Source organism: Actinomadura sp. NBRC 104412 (assembly GCF_030269515.1).
GTDB lineage: Bacteria > Actinomycetota > Actinomycetes > Streptosporangiales > Streptosporangiaceae > Spirillospora.
In genome coordinates this window covers 14,649-30,513 of record NZ_BSTM01000012.1, presented here as the reverse complement: position 1 = coordinate 30,513, position 15,865 = coordinate 14,649, and the positions used below count along the sequence as shown (strand labels likewise).

The 15,865-nt window shown below is 73.0% G+C and carries 15 protein-coding genes; 7 read left to right on the top strand and 8 right to left on the bottom strand.

Features of this window, described 5'->3' with window-relative positions; translation table 11 throughout:
- Positions 1–268: 268 nt before the first annotated feature.
- Positions 269–967: an iron-dependent transcriptional repressor DtxR gene (locus tag QSK21_RS16870; protein ID WP_285696849.1), complete on the bottom strand. Its 699-nt coding sequence runs from the start codon at positions 965–967 to the stop codon at positions 269–271.
- Between the two features lie 100 nt (positions 968–1,067).
- On the opposite strand from QSK21_RS16870, the gene QSK21_RS16865 reads away from it, so the two are divergent.
- Complete coding sequence (locus QSK21_RS16865; RefSeq protein ID WP_285696848.1) at positions 1,068–1,808, top strand: UdgX family uracil-DNA binding protein; 741 nt, start codon at positions 1,068–1,070, stop codon at positions 1,806–1,808.
- On the opposite strand, the gene QSK21_RS16860 is transcribed toward QSK21_RS16865, so the two are convergent.
- Both QSK21_RS16860 and pdxH read right to left on the bottom strand, forming a co-directional pair.
- Positions 1,805–3,142 carry an MFS transporter gene (locus QSK21_RS16860; RefSeq protein WP_285696846.1) on the bottom strand — a complete coding sequence of 446 codons (1,338 nt, stop codon included), beginning with the start codon at positions 3,140–3,142 and terminating at the stop codon, positions 1,805–1,807. The two genes, QSK21_RS16865 and QSK21_RS16860, sit on opposite strands and share 4 nt — an antisense overlap.
- Entirely contained in the window at positions 3,139–3,861 is a 723-nt protein-coding gene (gene pdxH / locus QSK21_RS16855; protein WP_285696845.1) for a pyridoxamine 5'-phosphate oxidase, read from the bottom strand. The genes QSK21_RS16860 and pdxH overlap by 4 nt, the downstream gene beginning before the upstream one ends.
- Positions 3,862–3,983: 122 nt before the next feature.
- Here pdxH and QSK21_RS16850 point away from each other — a divergent pair, with 122 nt between their 5' ends.
- The 3 genes from QSK21_RS16850 to serC all read left to right on the top strand — a co-directional run bounded on the left by QSK21_RS16850 (position 3,984) and on the right by serC (position 6,751).
- Positions 3,984–5,087 (top strand): citrate synthase 2, encoded by a 1,104-nt coding sequence (locus QSK21_RS16850; RefSeq protein WP_285696844.1) that lies wholly within the window; start codon positions 3,984–3,986, stop codon positions 5,085–5,087.
- Positions 5,088–5,169: 82 nt separating this feature from the next.
- Positions 5,170–5,514 carry a hypothetical protein gene (locus QSK21_RS16845; protein WP_285696841.1) on the top strand — a complete coding sequence of 115 codons (345 nt, stop codon included), beginning with the start codon at positions 5,170–5,172 and terminating at the stop codon, positions 5,512–5,514.
- A 100-nt stretch (positions 5,515–5,614) separates the two neighbouring features.
- Positions 5,615–6,751 (top strand): phosphoserine transaminase, encoded by a 1,137-nt coding sequence (gene serC, locus QSK21_RS16840; RefSeq protein WP_285696839.1) that lies wholly within the window; start codon positions 5,615–5,617, stop codon positions 6,749–6,751.
- Here serC and QSK21_RS16835 read toward each other — a convergent pair.
- Positions 6,748–7,701 carry a class II glutamine amidotransferase gene (locus QSK21_RS16835; protein ID WP_285696838.1) on the bottom strand — a complete coding sequence of 318 codons (954 nt, stop codon included), beginning with the start codon at positions 7,699–7,701 and terminating at the stop codon, positions 6,748–6,750. The two genes, serC and QSK21_RS16835, sit on opposite strands and share 4 nt — an antisense overlap.
- A 289-nt stretch (positions 7,702–7,990) precedes the next feature.
- Between QSK21_RS16835 and QSK21_RS16830 the strand changes: the two genes are divergently transcribed.
- Both QSK21_RS16830 and QSK21_RS16825 read left to right on the top strand, forming a co-directional pair.
- The gene (locus tag QSK21_RS16830; RefSeq protein ID WP_285696835.1) at positions 7,991–9,073 is read left to right on the top strand and encodes a hypothetical protein; all 1,083 of its coding nucleotides are present in this window, start codon (positions 7,991–7,993) and stop codon (positions 9,071–9,073) included.
- Between the two features lie 108 nt (positions 9,074–9,181).
- Positions 9,182–11,344 carry a hypothetical protein gene (locus QSK21_RS16825; protein ID WP_285696834.1) on the top strand — a complete coding sequence of 721 codons (2,163 nt, stop codon included), beginning with the start codon at positions 9,182–9,184 and terminating at the stop codon, positions 11,342–11,344.
- Here the strand turns inward: QSK21_RS16825 and thpR are convergent, their stop codons facing one another.
- The 4 genes from thpR to QSK21_RS16805 form a co-directional block, all read right to left on the bottom strand.
- Positions 11,345–11,923: an RNA 2',3'-cyclic phosphodiesterase gene (thpR, locus tag QSK21_RS16820; RefSeq protein WP_285696833.1), complete on the bottom strand. Its 579-nt coding sequence runs from the start codon at positions 11,921–11,923 to the stop codon at positions 11,345–11,347.
- A 12-nt stretch (positions 11,924–11,935) separates the two neighbouring features.
- The gene (locus QSK21_RS16815; RefSeq protein ID WP_285696832.1) at positions 11,936–13,186 is read right to left on the bottom strand and encodes an MFS transporter; all 1,251 of its coding nucleotides are present in this window, start codon (positions 13,184–13,186) and stop codon (positions 11,936–11,938) included.
- Positions 13,187–13,224: 38 nt separating this feature from the next.
- Positions 13,225–13,689, bottom strand: a complete 465-nt coding sequence (locus tag QSK21_RS16810; RefSeq protein WP_285696831.1) for a MarR family transcriptional regulator — start codon at positions 13,687–13,689, stop codon at positions 13,225–13,227.
- 188 nt (positions 13,690–13,877) lie between these two features.
- Positions 13,878–15,395 (bottom strand): NCS2 family permease, encoded by a 1,518-nt coding sequence (locus QSK21_RS16805; RefSeq protein ID WP_285696829.1) that lies wholly within the window; start codon positions 15,393–15,395, stop codon positions 13,878–13,880.
- A gap of 166 nt (positions 15,396–15,561) precedes the next feature.
- Here QSK21_RS16805 and QSK21_RS16800 point away from each other — a divergent pair, with 166 nt between their 5' ends.
- Positions 15,562–15,837 carry a DUF2530 domain-containing protein gene (locus QSK21_RS16800; RefSeq protein WP_285696828.1) on the top strand — a complete coding sequence of 92 codons (276 nt, stop codon included), beginning with the start codon at positions 15,562–15,564 and terminating at the stop codon, positions 15,835–15,837.
- The last annotated feature ends 28 nt before the right edge of the window (positions 15,838–15,865 follow it).

The window sequence follows — 15,865 nt, the reverse complement described above, 5'->3', positions numbered from 1 at the left end:
CGCCGCCCTCGTCGCTGCCGTACGCCGCGGCGCGGACGTCCGCGGAGCCCCCCGGAACGCGATCACCGGGCTTCGCACCGCCGATGCCGCGCGCACCTCACTGGTATTGAACGACGAAGTCGCCGCCCGGATACGCGCGATCCGCACGCCGATATGGAGATCTTCGGTATAGACCGCTCCAGGGACGGCTCCGGCGAAGCGTCCACAGGGGTGAAGCGGGGGAAGGCCCGCGCTTTCCCGCGGGCGTGGTTCCGCGGGCCTCGGGTCGTCACCGGGGGCTGACGAACACGTGCTCGGCGATGTCGCGGGAGAGCTCGGTCGCCGGACCGCCGTCCTCGTCGTCACAGGTCACCCGCACACCGTCGTCGCTCTCCAGGAGGGTCACCTCCCGTCCGGGCTGTATCCCGATCTGCTTGAGTCTAAGCATCAGATCGCTGTCGCTCTGCACCTGCTCGCTGATCCGGCGGATCACGGCGGGCGCACCGGACGCGGTGGCCACCTCGGTCATCACGGAGACGGGGGCCTGCGACTCCTCACCGTGGCCGCCCAGCTCGTCCAGGCCGGGGATGGGGTTGCCGTGCGGGCACGAGGTCGGGTTGTCCAGCAGGGCCACCAGCCGCCGCTCGACCTCCTCCGACATCACGTGCTCCCAGCGGCACGCCTCGATGTGGACGTCCTCCCAGGGCAGGCCGATCACGTTGACCAGCAGGCACTCGGCGAGGCGATGCTTGCGCATCACACGGGTGGCCAGCCCGCGCCCTCTCTCGGTCAGTTCGAGGTGACGGTCGCCCTGGACCCGCAACAGCCCGTCGCGCTCCATCCGAGCCACCGTCTGACTCACCGTGGGACCGCTCTGTGAGAGCCGCTCGGCGATGCGCGCGCGGAGGGGGACGATCCCCTCCTCTTCGAGCTCGAACACCGTCCGGAGGTACATCTCCGTGGTGTCGATCAGGCCGTGTGAGGTCACAGCTCCCTCCAGTCTTGTGAGCACGAGTTTACTTGCCCGGACCCGTCCAGGGAGTGCGCGCGAACATATCCCCGGCACGGCGGGTAGGACGTAACGCACGATGAACGCCGATTCTTCCCATGACGCCACCCCCTACCTGCCGAAAGACCCCGAGGCGCGACACGATCTCGGAGCCCTGAGACGGGCCTCGGAGCGGTGCGAGGGATGCCCTCTCCACGAGAACGCCACCCAGACGGTCTTCGGCGCCGGTGAGCCGGGCGCCCGGGTCGTCCTCGTGGGCGAGCAGCCGGGCGACCAGGAGGACCGCAGGGGCGCCCCGTTCGTCGGCCCGGCCGGGCGGATACTCGACCGGGCCCTGGCCGAGGCCGGCATCGACCGGCACGACGCCTACGTCACCAACGCCGTCAAGCACTTCAAGTTCAAGCACACCGAGAGCGGCGGCAAGCGCCGCATCCACGAGACGCCGAACGCCGGTGAGATGCGGGCCTGCCGCCCCTGGCTGCTGGCCGAGCTGCGGGCGCTGGACCCCGAGGTCGTGGTGGCGCTGGGCGCGGTCGCCGCGAAGGCCCTGCTGGGCGGCTCGTTCCGGGTGACCAGGCAGCGCGGCGAACTGCTGCCGCTGCCCGATCTCGACCTCATCGGACGGCCCAAGGCCGCGAAGGTGGCCGCGGAGACGGCCGCGCGGGAGCGGCGCGCCCGCAGCCCCGAGGAGGCGACCGGCGCCGAGATCCGGCTGCTGGCCACCATCCATCCCTCGGCCGTGCTGCGCGCGGACGACCGCGACGCCGTCTACGCCGGCCTGGTGGACGATCTGAGGGTCGCCGCCGAGGTGCTCGCCTAGTCCGCGGGACGGTCGGTGGCGGTGGCGTCGGCGTCGGCCCGTACGGGCCGTACCGTACGGGTGTCGTACCGCAGGAGCGCGGGCACGGCCAGTCCCGCGATCACGACGAGCACGGCGCAGGCCAGGCCGCCGCCCACCCAGGAGACGGTGGCGCCCGCCACCGCCGCGGTGGCGCCGGCGCGCACGTCCCCCAGCCGCGGGCCGCCCGCGACGACCACGACGAACACGCCTTGCAGGCGGCCGCGCATCTCGTCGGGCGCGTACGTCTGGAGCATCGTCTGCCGGAAGACCGCCGACACCAGGTCGGCCGCGCCGCCGACCGCCAGGAGCACCACGGCCGGCCACAGGCTGTGCGCCAGCCCGGCGGCGGCCACGGCCAGCCCCCACACCACGATCGAGGCGATCAGCGCCAGGCCCTGGCGGTGCACACGGCCGATCCAGCCGGACACCAGCCCGCCCGCGAACGCGCCGATCGCGATGGACGCGAAGAGCCAGCCCACCGCCTCCTCACCGCCGAAGCGGGTGTCGGCCAGCTCGGGGAACAGCGCCCGGGGCATCGCCACGGCCATCGCGATGACGTCGACCACGAACGACATCAGCAGCACCGGCTGGGTGGCCAGGTAGCGCAGGCCCTCGATCACCGAGCGCAGCCCCGGCGTGCCGGTGATCCTGCCGAGCGGCGGGATGGGCGGCAGCCGCAGCGCCGCGTACAGGCCGACGGTGAACAGCACGGCGTCCAGCGCGTAGGCGGCCGGGAAGCTCCACCGGGCCAGCAGCACCCCGGCGAACAGCGGCCCGGCCAGCATGCCGATCTGGCTCGCGGTGAAGTTGAGCGTGTTGGCCGCCGGGACCAGCGGCGGCTCCAGCAGCCTGGGGATGATCGCGTTCCGGGTCGGCGAGGAGATCGCGAACCCGGTGGCCTGCACCGCCACCACGCCCATGATGAGGCCGAGGTCCTCCAGCCCCAGCAGCGCCTGGACCAGGAGCAGCAGCGTCGACACCCAGGTCACGCAGGACGAGACGAACAGCAGCCTGCGCCGGTCCATGTGGTCGGCGACCGCGCCGCCCCACAGGCCGAAGACGATCAGCGGCACCAGGTTGACCACGCCCAGGACGCCGACCCAGAACGACGAGCGCGTCATCTCGTACACCTGGACCGGCACGGCGACGGCGGTGACCTGGAAACCGATGAACGACACGCCTTGGCCGAGCCACAACCGCCGGTAGGCGGGGGAGCGCAGCGGCCTGACGTCGATGGCGATGCCGCTGAGCCCGATCCCGCGGAGCCTGCGGCGGTCGCCGCGCCCGGCGGAATCGGGTTTGTCTGACTTCACGGAGAAAGTCTCTCCACCTTCCAGATCGCGCCCCGTCCCGGGGTGCCCGGCGGAACGCAGCGGTAGCGCAGCCGGTCGTGCAGGCGGTTGGGACGGCCCTGCCAGAACTCGACCGTCTCCGGGACGACGCGGAACCCGCCCCAGAAGTCGGGCAGCGGCACCGCGTCCTCACCCGCGCCGTCCTCCGGGGCCGCCCCGGGCGCGGTGGCCGGATCCGGCCACCGCCGGGCCAGCTCGGCCCAGCGTTCCTCCAGTTCCGCGCGTCCCGAGATCACCGCGGATTGGCGCTCGCTGGCCCACGCGCCCAGCCGCGAGCCATAGGGACGGGTACGGAAATAGGCCGCGGTCTCCTCCCGGGAAAGCCGTTCGACGGGCCCGTTCACGATCACCTGGCGATGCATCGAATGCCAGGGGAACACCAGCGCGGCCCTGGGGTTCTCGGCGAGCTCCCGTCCCTTCCTGGAGGTCAGGTTCGTGAAGAACCTGAACCCGTCCGGGCCGTATCCCTTGAGCAGGACCGTCCGCACGCTCGGCACCGCCCGCGCCGACGCCGTGGCGAGCACCATCGCGTTCGGCTCCGGCAGCGCCGCGAGCCCCGCGGCGTCGGCGAACCAGGCCGCGAACATCTCCAGCGGGTCGGCGGGAAGGGCCTCCTCCACGAGCTCCCCGCCCTCATAGGTTTTCCGGAGCCCCGCCGGGTCGGGTGTCGGTTTTTCCACGAAGACCGACTCTCTCACCTGCGGTAGTGCATCTCAAAGGGACCTGGGTACTCCTCAGTAGGACGGACAGGGTTCAATGGCACGGCACCGCCTTATCACTAGCAGGAGAAAGGCAGGACACCATGTCCGACTTCAAACCCGGTCTCGAAGGGGTCGTGGCCTTCGAGACCGAGATCGCCGAACCGGACAAGGAAGGAGGCGCCCTCCGCTACCGCGGCGTCGACATCGAGGACCTGGTCGGCCGCGTCTCCTTCGGTGACGCCTGGGGCCTGCTCGTCGACAACAGCTTCACCCCCGGCCTCGCCCCGGCCGAGCCCCACGTGCTCCCGGTGACCTCCGGTGACGTCCGCGTGGACGTGCAAAGCGCGCTGCCGATCCTGGCCCCCGCGTACGGGATGCGCCCCCTCCTGGACATCTCCGACGAGGAGGCCCGCGCCGATCTCGCCCGAGTATCGGTCACCGCGCTGTCGTTCGTGGCGCAGTCGGCCCGCGGCGTCTCCCAGCCGATGGTGCCGCAGTCGCGCATCGACGAGGGCGACACCATCACCGAACGGTTCATGATCCGATGGCGCGGCGAGCCGGATCCCAAGCATGTCCAGGCCATCGACGCGTACTGGGTGTCGGCCGCCGAGCACGGGCTCAACGCCTCCACCTTCACCGCCCGCGTCATCGCCTCCACCGGAGCGGACGTGGCCGCCAGCATCTCGGGCGCGATCGGCGCCATGTCCGGTCCGCTGCACGGCGGCGCGCCCGCGCGGGTGCTGCCGATGATCGAGAAGGTGGAACAGCTCGGCGACGCCCGCAAGGTCGTCACCGGCATCCTCGACTCCGGCGAGCGGCTGATGGGCTTCGGCCACCGCGTCTACCGCGCCGAGGACCCGCGCGCCCGCGTCCTGCGGCGCACCGCCAAGGAGCTCGGCGCCCCCCGGTACGAGGCGGCCAAGGCCCTGGAGGACGCCGCCCTGGCCGAGCTGCGCGAACGCCGTCCCGACCGCGCGATCGAGACCAACGTCGAGTTCTGGGCGGCGGTCATCCTGGACTTCGCCGAGGTCCCGACCGGGATGATGCCCGCCATGTTCACCTGCGGCCGCACCGCCGGGTGGGCCGCCCACATCCTGGAGCAGAAGCGCACCGGCCGCCTCGTCCGCCCCAGCGCCCGGTACGTCGGCCCCGGCACCCGCTCCATCGACGAGGTCCCCGGAGCCGCCGAAGTTTTGAAGAAGTAGGCCCAGTCCCCCGTACAGCGATCCCCAACGCCCCACGAGCCCACGGTTTCCGAGCACGACCGCGTTTTGCCATCCTTGGCATGTGACCGACGACGATGACGCCGACCCCCTCGAAGGGGCGCTGGAAGGCGACATCGGCCCGGCACCCGGCGTCGGTGAGGGACGCCGGGCGGACCCGGCCGAGGAGCTGCGGCGGTACGAGGCGGAGCGAGAAGAGAGGCGGCGCCGCACCAACGCCGTTGCGGGGCGCCTCACCCTCGTCCTCGTCGCCGGTCTGCTGGGCTTCCTGGCCTACGACTCGATCACCACGGCCGTCAAGGCGCACGGCCGCGACGACCCCTGGCTCTACCCGCCCGCCACGATCGCCGCGCTCTGCCTGATCGGCCTCGCGGCCCTCACCACCTGGACCCTCCGCCACCGCCGATGACCCGCGCGCAGGTCATGGCGTCCGCAGGGCCGCGGGACCCGCGTCCGCACGTCAGGGGTCCGCGGCTGGAGCTTGCGGGAGACGCTGTAGCCTTTTTCGGGTGACCGAGAGCGCCAAACCAGCCATTGTCCTTCCCGACGACCTCAAGCCCGCCGACGGGCGGTTCGGGTGCGGCCCGTCCAAGGTGCGCCCCGAGCAGCTCGCCGCGCTGGCGGAATCCGGGGCGACGTACATGGGGACCTCGCACCGGCAGAAGCCGGTCAAGTCCCTGGTCGGACGGGTCCGCGCGGGCATGTCGCGGCTGTTCTCGCTGCCCGAGGGGTACCAGGTCCTGCTCAGCAACGGCGGCACCACGGCGTTCTGGGACGCCGCCGCGTTCGGCCTGGTCCGCTCGCGGTCGCAGCACCTGACGTTCGGCGAGTTCTCCAGCAAGTTCGCCAAGGTCACCAAGGGCGCGCCCTGGCTTGAGGACCCGTCGGTGATCGCGTCCGACCCCGGCACCCACCCGCTGCCGCGCGCCGAGGACGGCATCGACGTCTACGCCCTCACCCACAACGAGACCTCCACCGGCGTCGCCATGCCGATCAAGCGGCCGGCGGGCACGAGCGCCGAGGAGGCGCTGGTGCTGGTCGACGCCACGTCCGGCGCCGGCGGGCTGCCCGTGGACGTGAGCGAGACCGACGTCTACTACTTCGCGCCGCAGAAGAGCTTCGCCGCCGACGGCGGGCTGTGGGTCGCGCTGGCCTCCCCGGCCGCGCTGGCCAGGATCGAGGAGATCGCCTCGTCCGGTCGGTACGTCCCCGAGTTCCTCAACCTGAGGACCGTGGTCGACAACTCCGCGAAGGACCAGACCTACAACACCCCGGCCGTCGCGACGCTGCTGCTGCTCGCCGAGCAGGTCGAGTGGATGAACGAGCAGGGCGGCCTGGCCTGGACCACGGCCCGCACCGCCGACTCCGCGCAGCGGCTCTACACCTGGGCGGAGAAGTCCTCGTTCGCCACGCCGTTCGTGGCCGACCCCGCGCAGCGCTCGAACGTGGTCGGGACCGTCGACTTCACCGACGAGGTCGACGCCGCCGCCGTCGCCAGGACGCTGCGGGCCAACGGCATCGTCGACACCGAGCCGTACCGGAAGCTGGGCCGCAACCAGCTCCGCATCGGGATGTTCCCGGCGGTCGACCCCTCGGACGTGGAGGCCCTGACCGCCTGCATCGACTACGTCGTCGAGCGCCTCTAGACCACGGTCGGCAGGGGGCCCGTGCCGTTGCCGCTGATCATCTCGTGGCGCAGCTCGGCGCGGTCGCGGGCCATGTCCTCCGGGGTGAAGCCGGTCCACACCCGTTCGTCCAGGTCGATGGGACGGATCAGCGGCCTGAACGTGGCGCCGGCCAGCACCTGCGGCCGCCCCTTCACCAGGCCGGTGTGCAGGTACGTGCCCTCGCGCAGCATGACGACGGTGGCGAAGCGGACACGGGTGTGCCGCTCGACCTCCCGGAACCAGCGAGGGTTGGACGCCCAGTAGAGGTTGTGCTCGGTGTCCACGGCGACGTACAGGGGGCTGAGCGCGGCTCGGGCCAGGTGCACCCGGTCGGGACGTGACCGGTCGACCCAGGCCAGGGCCGCCCGCCCGATCAGTGTGGACAGCGCGCCGGTGATCTCCTCCGGGGTGCGCCTGCGGGCCAGCACCTGGAAGATCCGCTCACTGTCGGTGGTGCCGGTCGCGGGCGGCAGCTCGTACAGCGTGCGCAGCAGTTGCGCGTCCACGTCCCCGTTGTGGGTGGCGACGATGCCGGGAGGGGCGGGCACGCCGGGCGCCGGGCTGGGAGACGGGACGAGCAGCGGGCCGGCGTTGGCCAGCTCGCGCGGGGAACCCTGGGTCGCCCAGCGGGTGTGGCCCATGGCCACCGGCGCCTCGTCCAGCAGTTCGAGGAGGTCGGGCCGCCAGGTGCCGGAGAACGCGCCCCGGCCCTTCACGACGCGGCAGCCGGCGTGCAGCAGGTCGGACCGGACGTCGTCCACCTCGCCGACCGGGGCGAGGGCCTCGCCGTCCTGCGCCGGGTGGCCCGTGAACAGGGCGATGCCGGCGGAGTCACGGCCGCGTTCCTCGGCGAGGGTGCCCAGCGCCACGAACGCGTCCGACGCCTGGGCGGGGTGCTCGGCCCCGGCCGAGCGCAACAATCCGAACAAGCCGCACATGCATTCTTCGACGCCGATCACCGGAGTCCGGTTCGCCCGCCCCGGCACGGGCGCGGGATGGCGTGCGTCACGTACCGGCCTGGTCAGCGCGGGGCGGAGGGGTCGCCGCCGGACGTGGATTAAGCTCGGTGCCGTGAACCGTGCGCCCCGGTGGCTCCTCCCGACCGTGCTGACCGCGCTGATCCTGTGCGTGGTCGCCGGCGCCGTGTTCGGCTGAGGGAGGCCCGGCCACGGGGCATGCGGTGATCGTTTCGGCGCGGGAACGGGGGATGATCGGAGTATGCCAGCGCGCCCGTCACGTCCCCGGCGACGACCCGGCCCGGGACCCAGGGTCACGCCCGCCCTCCTCGCCCTCCCCGCGGTTTCCGCCCTGCTCGCCGGCTCGGTCCTGATCGCCGCCCCGCAGCCCGCGTCCGCCGCGCACGCCTCCGGCAGGGGTTCGCGGGACGACGCGAAGGTCGCGTTCACCGTCGCCGATCCGCGGATCAACGAGTCCAGCGGGCTCGCGGTGAGCCGCAGGCACCCGGGCATCGTCTACACCCAAAACGACTCCGGCGGCGTCGCCCAGATCTTCGCCCTGGGCCCGGACGGCAGGACGCGGGCCGTGCTGAGCCTGGCGGGCGCCCGTGCCCGCGACTGGGAGGCGATGGCGATGGGGCGGGACGAGCGCGGCAGACCGGCGATCTTCGTGGCGGACATCGGGGACAACCTCGGCGGGGCCTGGCCGTACGTCACCGTGTACCGGGTCACCGAGCCCGCGAGCCTGCGCACCAGGACGGTACGCGCGACCGCGTTCCGGTTCACCTACGAGGACGGGCCGCGCAACGCCGAGGCGATGATGATCGACCCGCGGACGAACCGGCTCTACATCGCCAGCAAGCTGTTCACCGGCGCGCTGTACCGGGCGCCCGCGAAGCTCAGCACGGAGCGTGCCAACACCCTGCGCAAGGTCGGCGACGCGCCCACGCTCGCCACCGACGCGGCGTTCGCGCCGGACGGCCGCACCTTCGTCATCCGCAACTACTTCGGGGCGCGGATCTACCGGATGGGCGCCGACGGGCGGCCCGGCCGCTCGCTGACCTCGGTGGGAATACCCGCGCAGGAACAGGGCGAGTCGATCGCGTACACGGCGGACGGGCGGTGGCTGCTGGCCGGTTCGGAGGGCGTCTCGCAGCCGGTGTACCGCGTGCCGGTTCCCGAGGAGGCGCGGCCGTCCCCCAGCGCGACCTCCAGCGCGTCCCCGCAGGCGCGGCGGGACGCCACCGAGGGCCGGCGGGACTCGACGGGGGCGAGCGTCGGGCTGTTCCTCGCCCTGGGCGCGACGGCGGCGCTGGGTTACGCGCTGCTGCGCAGGCGATCATGATGGAGGGGCGGGACGTCCGCCGCCTCCGGGAGGGAACGGGGTGCGTCCCGGACCGGGCGTGCCGCGGAGGGCAGCGAAGGAGACCGGACGCGCGAGAGGATGCCTGCTGTGGAGCATGAGCTGGTGGGCCTGCGCGGGCCCGGCGGCCGGTGGCGTCCGGTCGCCGCGGGACCGTTCACCCTGCTCGCGGTGGTCCTGGCGTTGCTGCCGATCCGTCCGGTCTGGCTGTGGGCGGCGCTGATCGTCGCGGTGGCGGCGCTGCCGTGGGCGCTGGGCGCGTCCCCCGAGGCCAGGCGGCGGCGCCCGCGCCCGTACTGGCGGCTGTCGGCCGAGGGGCTGGAGCGGCTGGGGCCCGGCGGCCTGCCGATGATCCGGTACGAGCGGGCCCGGGTCGAGGGCCTGGCCGTGACGACGGGCGACAACGTCCTGACCGTCCTGCACAAGTTCGGCCGGACGCCGATCGGGACCCTGGACTCGATGGGGTTCGAGCCGCTGCCGCTGTTCGTGACGGCCCGGCGGCTGGGCATCCCGATCCACCTGCTGGACGGTGACGCCGCCGAGCTGGCCGAGGCGCCCGTCCCGTCCGGCGACGGCCCCGGCGACCTGGGCCTGCCCCGCCATCAGGTCGCCGAGCAGCGGCTGCTCGACCAGGAGGCGAAGCTGCTGGCCGCCGCGCACGAGCCGCCGCGCGGCCCCGTCGCCACGGCCGAGCCCGCCGAACCGGCGGTCGCCGTCGAGTCCTCCGCGTCCGGGAAGGACGCCGAGAGCCCCGCCGGACCGGCGGAGACACCCGGGGCGCCGGCCAACCCCGTGGGGACGGTGGAGCTGGAGCCCGCGGCCTCCCCCGCGCCGCGCGAGCCGGTGCGGCTGGCGACGCCGGAGCCGCTGCCCAGCCGCCGCAGGGTCGTGGCGCTGGGCGTGCTGACCGTGCTGCTCGGCACGATCATGATCGCGCGGATCGCGGTGGAGGGGACCGGCGGGTTCGGCGCCAGGCTGGCGGCGGCCTGCTGGGCGCTGGCGGCGATCGGCGCGGTGCTGCTGGCGCGGCGGCGGCTGCTGCGGGACGCGCGGATCCGGTGGACGATCTCCGGCGACCGGCTGGAGGTGCGCGGCGTCCCGCGGACGCGGCAGCCCGTGCGGCTTCCGGCGGCGCGGATCGCGGCGCTGGTCATCGGTCCCGGGCTGCGGCCCGACCCGCTGACCGGCGAGCCCCGGCGCGCCGACCCGGCGGTGCTGGCGTTCGACCACCGGCTCCGGCTGGTCGCCCGGCTTCCCGCGCACGGGCTGGACACCTTCCAGCTCGCGCACGCCCTCGACGACCACGGCTACCGGGTGATCACGCCAGGCGCGCGGCAGCCGCGCACGCCCGAGTACGGCCTGGACGGGCTGCCCGAGATCTTCGCGCAGGTCCCCGGCGGGCGGCTGGTGGTCGCCGATGGGGGCCTCGGCTGGGCGGACGCGGCGGGCGACGTGGTGCTGCGCATGCCGGAGGACCGGATCGGCGGCATCGAGCTGCTGACGATCTCCGGGCACGCCTGGGTCCGGCTGTACGACTCCGACGGCGACGAGTTCTTCGCGGCGCCGCTGTCCACGCTGCGCATCGCGCGTACCGACCTGCGCGAGTCGGCCCGCCGGGCGGGGCTTCCGGTGACCGACGCCGAGTACGACGCCTATCTGTCCGCCGCGTTCCATTCGGCCGTGGCCACGCTGTCCTCGCCGGAGCCAGGCTCGGCCGTTCCCCCGGCGGAGGGGGGCACGGCCGCCCAGGCGGAGCGTGCCGGCCCTGTGGACGCGCCGGGCACCCTGCTGGACGCCACGCGCCGTTCCCGGCTCGGGACGTACCTCGTGAGCGTCCTGCTGTGCGAGCTGGTGGCGCTGCTCGGCGCGATCTGGCTCGGCCCGGACGTCGGCGGGTTCACCACTGCGGCGAGCTGGTCGGTGCCGTCCGGGGTGCTGGTGGGCCTGGGAGGCTACTGGCTGTACGACCGCAACCGGTCCCAGTTGCGCGTCTCGGCGGCGGGGCTGGCGGTCGTCACCCGCCGCGGCCGGGTCGAATGGGACCTGGCCCGCGACCGGGTCGGCGGTGTCGGCATCGACGAGACCGGCGACCGGATGCCGCGGCTGGTGGTGTGGAGCCCCGCGGGGCGGGTGCTCCGCCAGGTGGGGTTCCCGCCCGACCTGGAGGAGCTGCGCCGCGCCTGCGAGCGGTACGGGCTTCCCTGGGGACCGCCGGACGCCGACCGTCCCGCTCCCCCGCCGCCCGAACTGTGATCAGACCTCCTTGGGGGGACGCAGCGACCAGGTCTTGATGGGCTGGTACTCGACCTGGGTGCGTCCCTTGCCCGGCAGGCGGCTCTCCATCAGATGGACCGAGTCGGCCGTCCACGGGCTTCCGGCGAACGTTTGCAGCGGTTCCAGCAGCGGCCGGACGTCCACCGGGACGCGGGCGCGGGCCAGCGTCAGATGGGGACGGAACGTGCGGTGAGTGTCGGGCGGCGTGCCCGCCCTGCGTCCCGCCGCGCCCGCCGAGGCCGCCAGCCGGGCCAGCTTGCGGCGGTCGCCGTACAGACCCGACCACAGCACGCGGGCGTGCTTGCCGTTGCCGGGGAACGCGCCGGCGCCCGCCAGCGACAGGGACAGGTGTTCGTGGCGGCCCACGGCCCGCTGGAGCCGCGGAAGCAGCCGCTGCAGGGTGCGGTCGTCGACATCACCGAGGAAGGCCAGGGTGACGTGCAGCAGGTCCCGGCGAACCCAGCGAAGCTGTGGCGGCCCCGCGTGGAGCGGGGAGATGAACTCCTCGATCTCGTCGAGGACCTCCGGTGGCGGCACCAGCGCCACGAAGAGTCTCATGAAAACGAGAGCTTACTTCGGCGCCGTCTCCAGTGCGGGCGTGCCATCGCGGCGGACGGCGAGGCGGCGGAGGCTGCCACGAGGCGCCGCCAGCGCCCCCACGGCCAGGGCGGCGAGCAGGGCCACCAGGCCGCCCAGGACGATGGTCATGCGGGGGCCGAACGCCTCGGAGAGCCAGCCGATCATCGGGGCGCCCAGCGGGTTGGTGCCGAGGAAGACGAACATGTACAGCGCCATGACCCGGCCGCGCATCTCCGGCGCCACGCTCAGTTGCATCGTGGCGTTGGCCGAGGTGGTGAACGTCATCAGGACGATGCCCGTGGGCACCAGCAGGACCAGGAACGACCAGTAGGACGGCATCACACCGGTGATCATCTCCAGCGCGCCGAACAGCGCCGCCGCCCCCACCAGCAGCCGCAGCCGGGGCCGGGACGCGCGCCGCGCCGCCAGCAGCGCGCCGATGAGCGCGCCGAGCGCGAGCATGCTGGAGGCCAGCCCGAACGAGGACGCCCCGCTGTGGAAGACCTGCCTGGCCACCAGCGCCGTGGTGATCTGGAAGTTCATTCCGAACGTGGCGACCATCCCGACCAGCACGAGCACCAGCAGCAGATCGCGGCGTCCGCGCACGTACCGCAGGCCCTCGACGAGCTGGCCCTTGGCGCGCTTGACCGGTTCGGACGGGTTCAGCTCGCTCGCGCGCATCGCGTACAGGCCGAACAGCACGGCGCCGAACGAGGCGGCGTTCAGCAGGAACACCGGGCCGGTGCCGAGCACGGCGATCAGCACCCCGGCCACGGCGGGCCCGACCAGGCGGGCGCCGTTGAACGTGGCGCTGTTGAGCGCGATGGCGTTGGGCAGGTCGCGCCGCCCGACCATCTCGACCACGAACGACTGGCGGCTGGGGTTGTCGATCACGGTGGCCAGCCCGAGCCCGAACGCCAGCAGGTACACCTGCCAGACCTGCGCGGTGCCGGTGACCGCCAGAACTCCCAGGATCAGTGCGAGCAGCCCCATCGACGCCTGTGTGATCATCAGCACCCGGCGCTTGGGGTAGCGGTCGGCGACCACGCCGCCCCAGAGGCCGAACAGCAGCATCGGCAGGAACTGCAACCCGGTCGTGATCCCCAGCGCGGTGCCGCTGCCGTGGGTGAGGTCCAGGACGAGCCAGTCCTGGGCGACCCGCTGCATCCAGGTCCCGGTGTTGGAGACGACCTGGCCGGACGCGTACAGCCGGTAGTTGCGGATGCGCAGGGAGCGGAACATGCCACCGGTCTTCCCCGAGCCGGCGGCCTTCCCCGTGGTCAGGAGCGGCTGATCTTGTCCAGGATCGGGGCCGCCCGCCTCAGGATCTCTCTCTCCTCCGCGCTCAGCTCGGCCAGCCTCCGGGACAGCCACGCCTCCTTGTGGCGCCGTGCCTCCGTCAGCACCGCCTTGCCGGCCTCGGTGGCGCTCAGCACCACCTGCCGGCCGTCCGTCGGATGCGGGCTGCGCTCCACCAGGCCGCGCTCCTCCAGGAACGCGATCACCCGGGTCATCGAGGGCGGCTGCACCTTCTCGTGGTCGGCGAGCTCCCGCGGCGTCATCGAGCCGTGCCGCTCGATGGCCGCGAGCGCGGCGGACTGGGTGAGCGAGAGATCCCCTTCGGGACCTCCGCCCGCCCTCAGGGTGCGCAGGCGGCGCGACAGCCGGGCGATCGAGATGCGCAGGTCTTCGGCCAGGCCCGGGGCTCTGCCCCGGGTGCGCCGTGGGTTGGTTGGCGTGCTCATGGTCGTTCGCAGAAGTCATTGCTTTTGCTAACGATACGCCGGGCGGTACTATTCCGCGAACGCCGCGGCCCAGGGGCCGCCGGCCGTCCGCACCACCCGCCCGGCGCCCGTGACGCGAGCGACTTCAACCTCCGATCGCTGCTGGTGAGGCCGTCGGAACCCCATCGTGCCACGCGCAGGCGCCGATCTCAGACACCCAGCAGCTCCCGCAGCGGGGTCAGCGCGAAGTAGACCACGAACAGCGCCGCGATCAGCCACATCAGCGGATGGATCCGGGCGACCCGGCCGCGCACCGCCTTGATCGCCACGTACGAGACGAAGCCCGCCCCGATGCCCGCGGTGATCGAGTACGTGAACGGCATCAGCACGATGGTGAGGAACGCGGGGATCGCCACCTCGTAGTCGTTGAAGTCGATGGCGCGGATCTGCGCGACCATCAGGAACCCGACCACCACCAGCGCGGGCGAGGCCGCCTCGAACGGCACGACGCTGACCAGCGGCGCCAGGAACATCGCCAGCAGGAACAGCACCCCGGTGACCACGGCGGCCAGCCCGGTGCGGGCGCCCTCGCCGACACCGGCCGCCGACTCGACGTAGGTGGTGTTGGACGACACCGAGGCCGCGCCGCCCGCCGCGGCGCCGACCGAGTCGACCAGCAGCACGTCGCGGATGCCCGGCAGGTTGCCGTCGTCGTCGAGCAGGTCGCCCTCCGCGCCGACGCCCACGACCGTGCCCATCGTGTCGAAGAAGTCGGCCAGCATCACCGTGAACACGAACAGCAGCGCCGCCGTCACCCCGACCCGCTCGACGCTGCCGAGCAGGCTGAACTGGCCGAGCAGGCTCAGATCGGGAGTGCCGACGATGGTGTCGGGCAGCTCGGGGACGTTGAGCTGCCAGCCGTCGGGGTTGATCCGCGGCCGCCCGTCCGGGCCCCTGCCCTGGTTGAACGGGCCCACGTTCGCGATCGCCTGCACGATGATCGCGACCACGGTGGTGACCAGGATGCCGATCAGGATCGCGCCCCTGACCCTGCGGGCCACCAGCAGGACGGTCAGCAGCAGGCCGAACACGAACACCGCCGTGGGCCAGCCGGACAGGCTGCCCGTCGCGCCGAGCTGGAGCGGCACCGACGACTCGCCGAGCAGGCCGGGGATGCGCCGCACGAACCCCGCGTCCACCAGCCCGATCAGCGCGATGAACAACCCGATCCCGACCGCGATCGCCGTCTTCAGCGGGGCGGGGATGGCGTGGAACACCGCCGTCCGGAACCCGGTCAGCACTAGCACGGTGATGACCAGGCCCTCCAGCACGATGATGCCCATCGCGTCCTCCCACGACATGTCCGTGACGAGGGTGAACGCGACGACCGCGTTGAGCCCGAGCCCGGCCGCGAGGGCGAACGGGTACCGCCCAACCAGGCCCATGAGCAGCGACAGCACCCCGGCGACCAGCGCGGTCGCGGCCGCCACCAGGGGGATGGCGGCGCCCGGCTCGGACACGTCCCCGACGAACTGGCCGTCGTGGTCGGCCACCGTGCCGATGATCAGCGGGTTGAGGACCACGATGTAGCCCATGGTGAAGAACGTGGCCAGTCCGCCACGGACCTCCCGCGCCACGGTCGACCCGCGCTCGGAGATCTTGAAGTACCGGTCGAGGGCGTTCCGCGGGGCCCGTTCCTGGGCGTCTGTAGCGTCGTCAACGGTCACGGGCGCAGGGTGACAGACCGAAGCGCTCGAAAGGAACCCCTCAAGGCACCGAAACGGCAACGGATCGGCAAGCGAGGACGATCCTTTACGCCGGGGTTCGGCTTTACGCCGGGGTTCGCGCGGGCGCGCCGTCCGCCGCGCGCGGGCGGCTGACTAGGCTGATCACATGACCCGTGCCCGCAGGCCCGATCCGCCCCCGATGCGGACCCACGACGTCCGCATCGCCGCGGCGGGCACCGCGGGCTGGACGGTCGCGCTCGTCGTCCTGCTGATCGTGGATCTGCCGCCGTCCGACCGGTGGTGGCTGTGGACGTGCGTGGCGGGCATCGCCATCGGCGTCTTCGGCATCTGGTACATCCCCCGCCTCCAGGCGAGCCGCGCCCGCCAGGCCGAGGCCCGCGCCGCCCGCCGCGCCCAGCGGCCGGAGGACCCGGCCCGCTGAGCGGCCGGGCGGGCGGAGCGGCCGAACG